This window comes from Vibrio sp. 1069, assembly GCF_033340555.1.
This window is the reverse complement of the sequence record NZ_JAWOWP010000008.1, coordinates 103,759-117,732: the sequence shown is the minus strand read 5'-3', so window position 1 is coordinate 117,732 and position 13,974 is coordinate 103,759. Positions and strand designations below refer to the sequence as shown.

Sequence of the window (13,974 nt, the reverse complement as noted above, 5' to 3'; positions counted from 1 at the left end):
TTCGTCATTCTGGATAGCGACGAAGGAGCGTGATTCAGGTTCCCCAAGAAGGAACCTAGGGTATTCCTTTACCCTAGGTCTCAATTTAATACTGGTCTTCAGACCAGCCATCACTATCGGACATATCGGGTGCGCCTGGGATGGTGTTTTCTTCATCTGCCCATTCACCAAAATCAATCATTTGGCATTGTTTACTGCAGAAAGGGCGATGAGGACTTTGTTCTCCCCATTCTACGTCGGCGCCACATTGTGGACATTGAACGATGGTAACTTTAGACATAGTTGAGCGTCCCATTACTAATTGGTGTTAAAGGGTAGTATACCTAAACGAATTAAAGATGGCTTATTAAACGCGCTATTGCTGCTACGAAATTTTATCAAATATAAGCGCAATAAAGCGTTGAATTTTAGATTATGGAGGCGAGGCTGAGTGTCGTCTTAGCTGCACACAGCAAGTTCAAATTCAATATCTTGTGTGCACGCTTGACCGTTTTCAAACGACATGAACTTGATCGCAAAGCGGTTTTTATGGCCTGAAATCATAGGATACACGCCATATTCCATTGGGATGTGAAGTCTTAGAATGTTGGCTTCATCAGCGTCACTTTGGAAGAAACCTGCACGACCGATTTGAGCTTTGAAATGTCCGGTCTCTCTAGTGAGCTTTAACCATAACGAAAGCGCATCAGATAAGGGCTTTAAGCTTGCTTGCCACTGTTGTGCATCACGCTTTTTACGTTCAATAGGTAGATGAAGCCAGTAGTGTAATGCTGGCAGATCAAAACAGCATGAACCACCCGGTAGATTAAAGCGTTGACGGATAGAGCTTAGGAAGCGATCTTCTTTTAGTGCTTGGCCAAAACGTTCAGCACCCATTAGTTGGCTATGAACGACATCTATCTCTTGTAGTAGGGTATTTAATGCGTCTTGATCGACACCATCAACATTGAGCCAATGGCGGTACGACAGCCGCTGCTTCTCAAGATCTTTAGCCAGTTCACTTTTCAGTTGGATTTGTTCGAAGATCTCAACCATATCGAATAACGCACGGAAAAACAGTTGATACTGATGATTTTCGCTAAACCCAGAGGCCAAGTGAGCCTGACGCAGCAGAGACTCCACTCTTAGATAAATACGAGTTTTCTCATTTAACGGATGTTCAAATTTGTGCGTGGTCATCGACATAAGCCTTTGTGAGTTTCGTTCCTATTTTCGCAGATTTTTCTTACACATGGCTAGGTACTTTTCGTGCAAATCTGTGATTTGAAGCAAAAGATCAGGGTCACTTGGATTATTCTTAACCACATCGTCTGCAAGCGCGAGCCTTTGCTCTCTTGATGCTTGAGAGGCAAGGATGGCGCGAACTTGATCTTCACTCACATTGTCTCGTTTCATCGTGCGAGATATCTGTGTATTCGGTTCTACATCGACGACAAGAACGCGATCACACAAACTATCTAGCTTGTTTTCTACGAGCAACGGCACCACAAGTAACGCATACTCTGAAGTGACTTGCTGCAAATCTTCGATCATCTTTTCACGAATTATCGGGTGCAACAGTGCGTTGAGCCATGCTTTTTCATCTGAATTCGAAAAGATTTTTTCTCTCAGCTTTGCGCGATCTAAAGTTTGGTCTTCACGAACGATATCGTGACCAAAGTGTTCAATAATCGCGTTTAGGCCGGGAGTACCTGGATCGACAACTTCTCTTGCTACAATGTCGGCATCGACGATATCGATTTTAAATTGTTGTTTGAACAGATTCGCGACGGTTGTTTTTCCACTAGCGATACCACCTGTTAAACCAATAACCAAAGCCATTTACACTCCTAGAACTGAAGTAAAGTACCAGTTTAAAATCTGGTCGCCCCAAATTAAGCTTATCCAACCAGCAATTGCTAAGTAAGGACCGAAAGGGAAAGCTTTTTCAATTCCCTGCTTTTGCAAGCGTAGTTGAATGATGCCAAATACGATGCCAACCACAGAAGAAAGTAGAATGATCATCGGCAGTGACTGCCAACCTAGCCAAGCTCCTAGTGCCGCCAGTAGTTTAAAATCACCATACCCCATTCCTTCTTTACCGGTAAGTAACTTAAAGCCCCAGTAAACGGACCAGAGACATAGGTAACCAGCAATAGCACCAATGACAGAATCTTGTAGAGTAACAGGACTTATTTCGACTAATGCTAAGGCAATGCCAGCCCAAGTTAATGGTAATGTTAATTGGTCAGGTAACAACATAGTATCGAGATCGATAAATGTTGCGGCGATTAAGATAAAAGTAAAAAAGAGTAGGGCAACGGTAAAGTAACTAAAACCAAAGTAATAAGCTATAAAGCCTGAACAGAACGCGGTGAGCAGTTCAATCAGTGGATAGCGTGCACTAATGGTTGCCTGACAGTTGTGACATTTGCCTTTTAAAAGCAGCCAGCTAATCACAGGAATGTTGTCGAGAATACGTATCGGTGTTGCGCATTTCTGGCAGGAGGAGCGTGGGACGCTCAAGGTCAGCACTTCTTTAGGAGGTTCTATTTTGTATTCAGGAAATGACTCGGCACATTCGCGTCGCCATTCTAGTTCCATGATTTTAGGTAGTCGATAAATAACCACATTGAGGAAGCTACCCACGATCAGACCGAAGATGGTGGCAAACACAACGAATAGCCAAGGGTAGTACTGGAATACTTCCATATTTGTCTCTTGAGCGATGAGTGAAATCAGCAAGATGCTGTTTTAAAGGAGTTAACAGCTCATTCTAGCCCAATACACTCATTAAGTTAAAGATTGGCAAGTACATTGCTGTCACTAATCCGCCAACAACGATGCCTAAAAAAACGATAATTAGCGGCTCTAGAATTTTACTAAGGTTGTCGACGGTGTTATCGACTTCAAACTCGTAGATCGTTGCAACTTTATTGAGCATATCGTCAAGTCGACCAGACTCTTCACCGATCATGACCATTTGTAACACTAATTCAGGGAACACATTACAGTTACGCATGGCAACATACATTGGCATACCTGCGGCGGTATCACGGTAAACTTCTTCTATGGCGAGTTGATAGTGTAAGTTTCCTGAGGTTTTTGATGTGGTTTTTAAACTGGTTAGAATTGGAATACCCGCTGTAAAGCTTGTTGCGAGTGTTCGACTAAATTTGGCGATAGCAGCTTTTGATAATACAGGGCCCAGAACAGGAAATTTAAGCACAGAGCGGTTGAGCATTAAGCGAAAAGAATCTGAACGCTTAGAGAGGATTCTCGCCGAGATGAATAAACTAATGGAGCCTAGTGCGATAAACGGACTCCAGTTTTGTGTCCAGGCGGAAAGATCTAATACTTGCCTGGTAAACCAAGGTAAGTCAGCACCAAAACCAACAAACATTTTTTCAAACTCGGGAATGACTTTGGTGAGCATGATAAACGAGACGCCTAAGGCTACTAGCACTACCATGGCTGGGTAAATCAGGGCTTTGATCACTTTCGCACGGAGTTGTTCATTTTTTTCTCGGTAGGTGGCTAAGCGCTCGAATACTTCTGCTAAGTTACCGGATTGCTCACCTGTGGCGATAAGGTCGGTATAGAGTGGGTCAAAGTGTTCACTTGCAGTGCGCATGGCTTTTGACATGGGCGTACCCGCTTCAACGGCGCGTGTCACGCTCATCAAAATGGATTTCATCTCTGCTTTTTTATGGTTTTCTGAGACCAATTTTAAAGCCTGAACTAAGGGCACACCAGTTATCAACATCGTCGAAATCTGACGGGTGAACACCGTAATGTCTCTGCCTTTCACGCGATGGCTGAGTTTAGTGAGAAACGAGATACTGCTTTTCTTTAACTTCTTGATCTTGATGTGCTGTGCGTCTAGACGCTCGCGTACTTCAATTTCTGTCATCGCGAGGGTTTGTCCAGACGTCTTTTTGCCTGAACTGTTGATGCCTTTCCAGCGGAAGTTTTTAAGTTGTGGTGTAGTGCTTTTCATAGAGGAGACTGCTGATTAAAGGATTAAAAATAAAGTACACGCTGTAGTTCACTAAAACTTGTGATCCCTTGTTTGAGTTTTTCTATGCCCGACATTTGTAACGTGCTCATACCATTTGCGATGGCGAGTTTTTCTAGTTCATGTACCGAGGCACCTTTAATAAGCGCTTCGGAAAGAAATTCATCAAAGCGCATCACTTCATAAATCCCCGTTCGGCCGGAATAACCATGGGTACACTCATTACATCCATCGGGATTGGCTTTAAAAATGTTGTCGCTTGCTTGAATTCCAAGGTGTTGTAGCTGAACGGTAAGCTCTTGTGATTGTTTACAGTGCGAGCACAGTTTACGGGCCAAGCGCTGGGCAATAATCAAATTAAGAGATGAGGCCAAGTTAAAGCTTTCTACGCCCATGTTTGATAAACGAATAACCGTTTCAGCCGCAGAATTGGTATGCAAGGTTGAAAGTACTAAGTGACCGGTTTGCGATGCTTTTATAGCGATTTCGGCGGTGTCTAAGTCACGAATCTCACCGACCATTACCACATCCGGGTCTTGACGTAAGAAAGAGCGCAGGGCTTCGGCAAAACCAAAACCAATCTTAGGCTGAACTTGAACTTGGTTAATGCCCGATAAGTTAATTTCTACTGGGTCTTCTGCCGTGGAAATGTTGATTTCTGGCTTATTGAGGATACTTAGCCCAGTGTATAGAGAAACGGTTTTACCGCTCCCTGTTGGGCCTGTCATCAGAATCATGCCTTGTGGGCGACGCAGCGCATCCAAGTACAATTGTTTTTGTTGTTCGCTATAACCAAGCTTGTCGATATCCAATGACGCAGAGCTGCTGTCGAGCAGTCGTAGTACAATTTTCTCTCCGAATAGAGTCGGTAGCGTGGATACACGCATATCAATTGCGGTGTCTTGATTCAACTTGAGCTTAATACGCCCATCTTGTGGTAAACGTCGCTCTGCAATATCAAGTTTAGAGAGGATTTTGATACGAGCGGATAAGCGGCGACTTAAGTGGCTTGGTGGCTGCTGTGTTTCAATTAAGATGCCATCACAGCGTAGGCGCACGCGGTACATCTTTTCATAAGGCTCAAAGTGGATATCGGATGCGCCTTTGCGCACAGCGTCCAACAGAATTTGGTTGATGTAACGGCTAACAGGAGACTCATCTTGGCTCAAGTCTTCAATGTTGTCGATTTCATCTGCGCCCACGTCAACCAGATTGGCTAACTCTTCTTGGTTGATCTCTTTTAACCCGGACTTCTCATGACTCAATGAACGACCATACAAGCGTCGAATTGCCGCGCTGAGTTGACTAAAATCCCCCAAGACCAATTCAACCTGTAAACCAGTGGCAAAGCGAAAATCATCTTCTGCTTGTTGGTTGGTGGGGTCGGCAACGGCGAGTAATAACGTTGAAGACGTACGCTGGAGTGGGAGTGCGTTATGTCGTGTGATTAATTCACGTAGACCGAGTTGTTGACAAAGCGAAGCGTACTCGTACTGAGATAACTCGGGCTGATTTAAACCAAAGAGAGAACTTAAGTGATCAGCGAGCTCACTTGACGTGAAGAATCCAGAACTGAGTAAAGCTTCCGGCATCGAAATGCCAGAAGCTTTGACTTGCTCTATTAACGATTCTTCTTGGGAAAAGGTCAGTACTCCTTTTTGACGAAGAATGGTTGAGAGGTTTGTTAACATTAGGTTTTATCTACAAGCTTTTGGTACTTCATTGCTTGTTAATTTGCTATTAGTTGTAAATGTACATGCCCACCCACTATTTGACTTGGCAATTTCTACAAAGGCCGTGCTTATAGAAGAAGTATTACCAAATAGGAACTTAATGGTTCCATTTGCACCGCTGATACTCTCGAATGATAGAGTGCCAAGTTTGTTCATTCCTGACGTTGCACCAACAGCAGTAAAGCCCGCTGAATCATTAGTCGGGAAAGCACCGACTTCTTGAATATGCATATCTATATTAGTGATAAGAGATTTAGCGGTTGCTAACCCAGTAGCTGCTTCTGACTTTTTTACATAGTTTTGATAAGCAGGGATCGCGATAGCTGATAGCACCCCAATAATTGCTACCACAATCATCAATTCAATTAGCGTAAAACCTTGCTGTTTTTTCTGTTTACTGTTTTTCATTTTTAACCCTTTCCTAAAAATTAATAATGCTCTTGCATTGGCGAAAGATTATGGAGAGTTAAGGTGGGTTGAAAATGGGGAAGAGATGGGCTCTCGAGTGAGATAAAACTCTTTGGTGAAAAGTTGCATATCGCATGCAGGGTTTTGCGAGTAGTACTATTTTTTTAGTGGATAAAAAGAAAGGGCCAATTGGCCCTTTTAAATGATGAATTGCTCACAACTCACTGAGTTAGTTGAAGTAATTTAAGATTTGTTGCTTTTATTATTTGAAGCGCATCGAAAGATCCATCGCTTGTAGATGCTTAGTCAACGCGCCTACCGAAATGTAATCGACACCGGTTTCTGCGTATTCTGCGATGGTCTCTAGCGTAATGTTGCCGGAGTTCTCTAAAGCGGCACGACCTGCGTTAATCGCTACGGCTTCACGCATCATTTCTTTTGTGAAGTTATCGAGCATGATGATGTCGGCACCAGCCTCTATCGCTTGTTTCAACTCTTCTAAGCTTTCCGTTTCTACTTCTACCGGTTTGCCTGGGTTAAGCTCTTTCGCTTTTTGGATGGCTTGAGTGATGCCACCACAAGCAATAATGTGATTTTCTTTAATAAGGTAAGCGTCGAACACACCGATGCGATGGTTAAAGCCACCACCGCAGGTCACGGCGTATTTTAGTGCGCTACGCAGACCAGGAATGGTTTTGCGTGTGTCTAGTAGACGGCACTCAGTATGCGCGATTTTTTCAGCGTACTCTGCGGTAACTGTTGCGCAGCCAGACAGCGTTTGGATGAAATTCATTGCGTTACGCTCACCAGTCAACAGGTCACGAGCAGGGCCTGTCAGCGTGCAAAGGGTTTGGTTAGGTTTGACTTTATCGCCGTCCTTTACGTGCCATTCAATGCTGACCTTGCCACCGAGCTGTTTAAAAACTTCATCAGCCCATGCTTGACCACAGAACACACCATGCTCACGAGTAATAATCGTTGCGGTATTAACCGCATCGGCAGGGATCAAAGATGCAGTAATGTCGTTATCTGCGTCGACACTGCCACCTAGATCTTCTTTTAAGGTATCAGCGACAGAGCGAGTGATCTCTAAAGGGAGTTGTTGTTTAAGGTATTCTAGGCGTTCTTGAATGTTGTGTGTGTTCTTCATCGCAAATCTTGTCTTGAAAGGGAGATGGCAACGAATGATACTCTCCGGTGTCAATAATTTCAGCAGTTAATTTGCAAAGTAGAGAGGTTGATATGCGCCCAATTATCGAGAATGGCTGGCTGACACAGGCAAAGCATGTTCCGTCACCATTTTTTGATGCTCGCTCTGATACAAACGACATCTCTCTGCTGGTGGTACACAACATCAGTTTGCCTCCTGGGCAGTTTGGTGGACCGTATATTGAGGACTTCTTCACTGGCAAGCTAGACCCAAATGCACATCCATTTTTTGAAGTTATTCACAAAATGGGCGTTTCTGCACATTGCTTGATTAAAAGAAACGGCGAGGTTGTTCAATTTGTTTCTTTTCTCGATAGAGCATGGCATGCCGGTCAATCCAGTTTCGCGGGCAGGGAGCGTTGTAATGACTATTCCATTGGTATCGAGCTTGAAGGGACAGAATTTACTGCCTACACAGAAGCGCAATATCAATCACTTGCAGAGATCACTGAGGTGATTATGCAGTCTTATCCTCAAATCACCCCGCCACGAATTACCGGTCATCAATATATTGCGCCCTTGAGAAAAAGCGATCCTGGTCTAAGCTTTGATTGGGTGAAATATAGACTGCTTATACAGCGTTGATTTGTAGCGAAAGTGTAAATTCAAAAAAGCGAAATAAATAAGGCATACGATCAGGTATGCCTTTTTTTGATACCAGAAATATTAATGATTGTTAAAAGTTAACTACATTTTTACGCTCGTACATGCCGTTTTGGTGAATAAATAGACTGATAATTTTGTCATTTTCTGTATTTCTTTTCCAAAACTGCTAGCACGTCGACTTCCCATTTGTATGCTTTATGTAATTGGTCATACCAATTCTATTGCTGTTTTAACAGTCGATTGTTATCAGAGTGTTGGAAGTAAGCTCGTTCTATGATTTAGGTCAATTTTCGGCTGGACAGTGGCGTTTTAATTATGTTAATTTCTGCACCAACTTAAAATTGGTATTACCAATTACCTGCAAGAGTAGAAGAACAATAAATTATGGCTTATCAAAGGATTCGTCAGCCAAAACTCTCTGATGTTATAGAACAAGAGTTAGAAAGGTTGATAGTGGAAGGAACATTGTCTCCGGGGCAACAACTGCCTCCAGAGCGTGAACTGGCAAAACAGTTCGATGTGTCTCGTCCTTCAGTCCGAGAAGCCATTCAACGCTTGGAAGCGAAGCGTTTGTTGACTCGTCGCCAAGGTGGCGGAACATTCGTAAGTGAGAATATCTGGAAGAGCTTTTCAGATCCCTTGTTGAATTTGTTGTCTAGTCATTCTGAAACCCAGCTTGATGTGCTTGAGTCTCGTCATGCAATGGAAGGAATTTCAGCTTACTTTGCAGCTTTACGTGGTACCGAAGAAGATTTTGCGCGTATTCAAGGTTGCCTTGAACGCATTAGCCAAGAGCAAGCAAACAACGATATCGAAGCTGAATCTGCGGAAGTGATGCAATTTTTGATCGCTTTGACAGAAGCCGCGCACAACGTGGTTTTGTTGCACATTGTTCGAAGCTTAGCACCTTTGCTTGAGCAAAATATTCTACAAAATTTTAAATTACTACGTCGCCGCCCAGAAGCGGTCGAGAAAGTCAGTAAACACCGAGCCAATATCGTGGATGCGATTGTTTCTGGTCAGCCTGAAAAGGCGCGAGAAATGTCCCACTCGCACTTGGCTTACATCGAAGAAACATTGTTGGATTTGACTCGAGAAGAGTCTCGACGAGAGCGTTCTCTACGTCGAATTCAGCAGGGTAACGACTCGTAAGAGCGTTACTTAAATAAGTAGATCCAACCAACAGAAGGATAGATCGCCATGTCTGATATGAAGCATGACGTAGATGCACTGGAAACTCATGAATGGCTACAAGCGCTTGAGTCAGTTGTACGTGAAGAAGGTCTAGAGCGTGCTCAATTCCTATTAGAGCAAGTTCTAGATAAAGCACGTCTAGACGGTGTTGATATGCCAACAGGTATCACAACTAACTACATCAACACGATTCCTGCAGACCAAGAACCAGCATACCCAGGTGACACAACACTTGAGCGTCGTATTCGCTCAATTATTCGTTGGAACGCTATCATGATCGTTCTACGTGCATCTAAGAAAGACCTAGAGCTAGGCGGCCACATGGCGTCTTTCCAGTCTTCTGCTGCGTTCTACGAGACATGTTTCAACCACTTCTTCCGTGCACCAAACGAGAAGGATGGTGGCGACCTAGTTTACTACCAAGGTCACATTTCACCAGGTATCTACTCACGTGCATTCGTTGAAGGTCGTCTAACTGAAGAGCAGCTAGACAACTTCCGTCAAGAAGTAGACGGCAAAGGTATTCCTTCATACCCGCACCCTAAACTGATGCCTGAATTCTGGCAGTTCCCGACAGTATCGATGGGCCTAGGTCCAATCGCTTCTATCTACCAAGCTCGTTTCCTTAAGTACCTAGAAGGCCGTGGTCTTAAAGATACTTCAGAGCAGCGCGTTTACGCGTTCCTAGGTGACGGTGAGATGGATGAGCCAGAATCACGTGGTGCTATCTCTTTCGCTGCGCGTGAGAAACTAGACAACCTATGCTTCCTAATCAACTGTAACCTACAGCGTCTAGATGGCCCTGTAATGGGTAACGGTAAGATCATTCAAGAACTTGAAGGTCTGTTCAAAGGTGCTGGTTGGAACGTAGTGAAGGTAATCTGGGGTAACAACTGGGATTCACTACTAGCTAAAGATACGACTGGTAAGCTTCTACAGCTTATGAATGAAACGATCGACGGCGACTACCAAACATTCAAATCAAAAGATGGCGCGTACGTACGTGAGCACTTCTTTGGTAAGTACCCAGAGACAGCTGCACTTGTTGCTGACATGACTGATGACGAAATCTTCGCACTTAAGCGTGGTGGTCACGAGTCTTCTAAGCTATACGCGGCATACAAAAACGCGGCAGAAACTAAAGGTCGTCCAACAGTAATCCTAGCTAAGACTGTTAAAGGTTACGGCATGGGTGAAGCGGCTGAAGGTAAGAACATCGCGCACCAAGTTAAGAAGATGGACATGACTCACGTACTACACCTACGTGATCGTCTAGGTCTTCAAGACATCCTAACTGACGAAGCAGTGAAAGAGCTTCCGTACCTGAAACTTGAAGAAGGTTCAAAAGAGTACGAATACCTACACGCTCGTCGTAAAGCGCTACACGGCTACACGCCACAGCGTCTACCAAAATTCACTCAAGAATTCATCGTTCCTGAGCTAGAAGAATTCAAGCCACTACTAGAAGAACAGAAGCGTGATATCTCTTCTACTATGGCATTCGTACGTGCGCTAAACGTTCTACTTAAGAACAAGAACATTGGTAAGAACATCGTTCCTATCATTGCTGACGAAGCACGTACATTCGGTATGGAAGGTCTGTTCCGTCAAATCGGTATCTACAACCCGCACGGCCAAACTTACACACCAGAAGACCGTGGCGTTGTTTCTTACTACAAAGAAGCGACTTCAGGTCAGGTTCTACAAGAAGGTATCAACGAGCTAGGTGCTATGTCTTCATGGGTTGCTGCTGCGACTTCATACTCGACAAACGACCTACCAATGATCCCGTTCTACATCTACTACTCAATGTTCGGCTTCCAACGTGTTGGCGACATGGCGTGGATGGCTGGTGACCAACAAGCACGTGGTTTCCTACTAGGTGCAACTGCGGGTCGTACAACGTTGAACGGTGAAGGTCTACAGCACGAAGACGGCCACTCGCACATTTTGGCGGGTACGGTTCCTAACTGTATTTCTTACGACCCAACATTCGCGTACGAAGTAGCAGTAATCATGCAAGACGGTATCCGTCGCATGTACGGTCCAGAACAAGAAAACGTGTTCTACTACCTAACGCTAATGAACGAAAACTACGCAATGCCAGCAATGCCAGAAGGCGCTGAAGAAGGCATCCGTAAAGGTATCTACAAGCTAGAAACTTACACGGGCGACAAAGCGAAAGTTCAGCTAATGAGCTCTGGTACTATCATGAATGAAGTACGTAAAGCAGCTCAAATCCTAAGCGAAGATTACGGTGTTGCTTCTGATGTTTACTCTGTAACGTCATTCAACGAACTAACTCGCGATGGCCAAGATGCAGAGCGTTTCAACATGCTTCACCCAGAAGCGGAAGCGAAAGTACCTTACATCCAAACAGTAATGGGTACTGAACCTGCTATCGCAGCAACTGACTACATGAAGAACTACGCAGAGCAGGTTCGTGCATACATTCCTGCTGAGTCTTTCAAAGTTCTTGGTACTGATGGCTTCGGTCGTTCAGACAGCCGTGAAAACCTACGTCGTCACTTCGAAGTGAACGCAGGTTACGTAGTAGTAGCAGCGCTAACTGAACTAGCGAAACGTGGCGAAGTTGAGAAATCTGTAGTTGCAGAAGCAATTAAGAAATTCGACATCGACACAGAGAAAACAAACCCGCTATACGCTTAATTAAGAAGGTAGATAAGAAATGGCAATCGAAATTAATGTACCAGACATCGGTGCGGATGAGGTTGAAGTTACTGAGATTCTTGTAAGCGTTGGCGACAAGGTTGAAGAAGAGCAGTCTCTGATCACAGTTGAAGGCGATAAAGCTTCTATGGAAGTTCCTGCTTCTCAAGCGGGTATCGTTAAAGAAATCAAAGTTGCAGAAGGCGACAAGGTTTCTACTGGTTCTCTAATCATGATTTTCGAAGCCGAGGGTGCAGCTGACGCTGCACCTGCTCCTGCGGCAGAAGCAGCTCCAGCAGCAGCTCCAGCTCCAGCAGCAGCGGCAGAACTAAAAGAAGTTCACGTACCAGACATCGGTGGTGATGAAGTAGAAGTTACCGAAATCATGGTTGCCGTTGGCGACAGCATCGAAGAAGAGCAATCTCTTCTAACTGTTGAAGGCGACAAAGCTTCTATGGAAGTTCCAGCGCCATTCGCAGGTACTCTAAAAGAGATCAAAGTTGCAGCAGGCGATAAAGTATCGACTGGCTCACTTATCATGGTATTCGAAACAGCAGGTTCAGGCGCTCCAGCAGCACCAGCGGCAGCTGAAGCTCCTGCGGCAGCAGCTCCAGCAGCGTCTGCGGCAAAAGAAGTGAACGTTCCAGATATCGGCGGCGACGAAGTTGAAGTTACTGAGATCATGGTTGCGGTTGGCGACACAGTGGAAGAAGAGCAATCTCTAATCACTGTTGAAGGTGACAAAGCTTCTATGGAAGTTCCTGCACCATTCGCTGGCACAGTTAAAGAAATCAAGATTGCAGCTGGCGACAAAGTGTCTACTGGCTCACTAATCATGGTATTCGAAGTGGCGGGTGCAGCACCTGCTCCTGCAGCAGCTCCAGCTCCAGCTCCAGCTCAAGCGGCAGCACCTGCAGCTCCGGCTCCTAAAGCAGAAGCTCCAGCGGCAGCAGCTCCAGCAGCGACTGGCGATTTCAAAGAAAATGATGAGTACGCTCACGCGTCTCCAGTTGTTCGTCGTCTAGCGCGTGAATTTGGCGTTAATCTTTCTAAGGTTAAAGGTTCTGGTCGTAAGAGCCGTATCCTAAAAGAAGACGTTCAAGCTTACGTGAAAGATGCACTTAAGCGTCTTGAGTCTGGCGCAGGTGCAGCAGCATCTGGCAAAGGCGACGGCGCGGCTCTTGGTCTACTACCATGGCCAAAAGTGGACTTCAGCAAGTTTGGTGAGACAGAAGTTCAACCGCTATCTCGCATTAAGAAGATCTCTGGCGCAAACCTACACCGTAACTGGGTAATGATCCCGCACGTTACACAGTGGGATAACGCAGACATCACGGCTCTTGAAGCATTCCGTAAAGAGCAAAACGCGATTGAAGCGAAGAAAGACACTGGCATGAAGATCACACCACTTGTGTTCATCATGAAAGCGGTAGCTAAAGCGCTTGAAGCCTTCCCAGCGTTCAACTCTTCTCTATCAGAAGACGGTGAGAGCCTAATTCTGAAGAAATACGTGAATGTTGGTATCGCGGTAGATACACCAAACGGTCTAGTTGTTCCTGTATTTAAAGACGTGAACAAGAAAGGCATCTACGAGCTATCTGAAGAGCTAATGGCGGTTTCTAAGAAAGCACGTGCAGGCAAGCTAACAGCTGCTGACATGCAAGGTGGCTGTTTCACTATCTCTAGCCTAGGCGGTATCGGCGGTACGGCGTTTACTCCAATCGTAAACGCGCCAGAAGTTGGTATCCTAGGTGTGTCTAAGTCAGAAATGAAACCGGTATGGAACGGTAAAGAGTTCGAACCGCGTCTACAACTTCCACTGTCTCTATCATACGACCACCGTGTGATCGATGGTGCTGAAGGTGCGCGCTTCATCACTTACCTAAACTCATGTCTATCTGACATTCGTCGTCTAGTTCTGTAATAGAAATTAGATGAATGAGAGGCGGCAACTTAGCCGCCTCTGCTAATCATAATTACCGACAATTTGGTTATCAGCCTTGCTTCGTTCAGGGTTTTCACAATCGAATTGTTGTCTAGCTCACAGGCTAAATTGATTTACTTTTCACACCATTAACATCTCTGTAAACTGTTAGCGGTCTGAAAATAACTGTTTAAAACAAATCTCTCTTAAACATAAAAAATCGATACCCACTC

At 44.8% G+C, this 13,974-nt stretch carries 12 protein-coding genes; 4 read left to right on the top strand and 8 right to left on the bottom strand.

What is annotated here, in order from left to right:
• Positions 1 to 85 precede the first annotated feature (85 nt).
• From yacG to nadC, 8 genes are all read right to left on the bottom strand, one after another.
• Positions 86 to 280: a DNA gyrase inhibitor YacG gene (gene yacG / locus R7040_RS14010; protein WP_017635922.1), complete on the bottom strand. Its 195-nt coding sequence runs from the start codon at positions 278 to 280 to the stop codon at positions 86 to 88.
• 158 nt (positions 281 to 438) lie between these two features.
• Complete coding sequence (gene zapD / locus R7040_RS14005) at positions 439 to 1,179, bottom strand: cell division protein ZapD (protein WP_005373086.1); 741 nt, start codon at positions 1,177 to 1,179, stop codon at positions 439 to 441.
• Between the two features lie 27 nt (positions 1,180 to 1,206).
• The gene (gene coaE, locus R7040_RS14000; protein ID WP_171345764.1) at positions 1,207 to 1,821 is read right to left on the bottom strand and encodes a dephospho-CoA kinase; all 615 of its coding nucleotides are present in this window, start codon (positions 1,819 to 1,821) and stop codon (positions 1,207 to 1,209) included.
• Entirely contained in the window at positions 1,822 to 2,691 is an 870-nt protein-coding gene (locus tag R7040_RS13995) for a prepilin peptidase (RefSeq protein WP_171345765.1), read from the bottom strand.
• 64 nt (positions 2,692 to 2,755) lie between these two features.
• On the bottom strand, positions 2,756 to 3,979 hold the full coding sequence (locus R7040_RS13990; protein WP_017635918.1) for a type II secretion system F family protein: 1,224 nt from the start codon (positions 3,977 to 3,979) through the stop codon (positions 2,756 to 2,758).
• Positions 3,980 to 4,002: 23 nt separating this feature from the next.
• The gene (pilB, locus tag R7040_RS13985; RefSeq protein WP_064354290.1) at positions 4,003 to 5,688 is read right to left on the bottom strand and encodes a type IV-A pilus assembly ATPase PilB; all 1,686 of its coding nucleotides are present in this window, start codon (positions 5,686 to 5,688) and stop codon (positions 4,003 to 4,005) included.
• Positions 5,689 to 5,694: 6 nt separating this feature from the next.
• Positions 5,695 to 6,138: a pilin gene (locus R7040_RS13980; protein WP_064354289.1), complete on the bottom strand. Its 444-nt coding sequence runs from the start codon at positions 6,136 to 6,138 to the stop codon at positions 5,695 to 5,697.
• A 262-nt stretch (positions 6,139 to 6,400) separates the two neighbouring features.
• Entirely contained in the window at positions 6,401 to 7,288 is an 888-nt protein-coding gene (nadC, locus tag R7040_RS13975; RefSeq protein WP_054700461.1) for a carboxylating nicotinate-nucleotide diphosphorylase, read from the bottom strand.
• A 92-nt stretch (positions 7,289 to 7,380) separates the two neighbouring features.
• Here nadC and ampD point away from each other — a divergent pair, with 92 nt between their 5' ends.
• The 4 genes from ampD (at position 7,381) to aceF (ending at position 13,741) form a co-directional block, all read left to right on the top strand.
• Positions 7,381 to 7,932, top strand: a complete 552-nt coding sequence (gene ampD, locus R7040_RS13970) for a 1,6-anhydro-N-acetylmuramyl-L-alanine amidase AmpD (RefSeq protein WP_167415436.1) — start codon at positions 7,381 to 7,383, stop codon at positions 7,930 to 7,932.
• 405 nt (positions 7,933 to 8,337) lie between these two features.
• Positions 8,338 to 9,105: a pyruvate dehydrogenase complex transcriptional repressor PdhR gene (gene pdhR / locus R7040_RS13965; protein ID WP_005379989.1), complete on the top strand. Its 768-nt coding sequence runs from the start codon at positions 8,338 to 8,340 to the stop codon at positions 9,103 to 9,105.
• Positions 9,106 to 9,153: 48 nt separating this feature from the next.
• On the top strand, positions 9,154 to 11,817 hold the full coding sequence (gene aceE, locus R7040_RS13960; RefSeq protein WP_318096890.1) for a pyruvate dehydrogenase (acetyl-transferring), homodimeric type: 2,664 nt from the start codon (positions 9,154 to 9,156) through the stop codon (positions 11,815 to 11,817).
• A 19-nt stretch (positions 11,818 to 11,836) separates the two neighbouring features.
• Positions 11,837 to 13,741 carry a pyruvate dehydrogenase complex dihydrolipoyllysine-residue acetyltransferase gene (gene aceF, locus R7040_RS13955; RefSeq protein WP_318081477.1) on the top strand — a complete coding sequence of 635 codons (1,905 nt, stop codon included), beginning with the start codon at positions 11,837 to 11,839 and terminating at the stop codon, positions 13,739 to 13,741.
• Positions 13,742 to 13,974 lie beyond the last annotated feature (233 nt).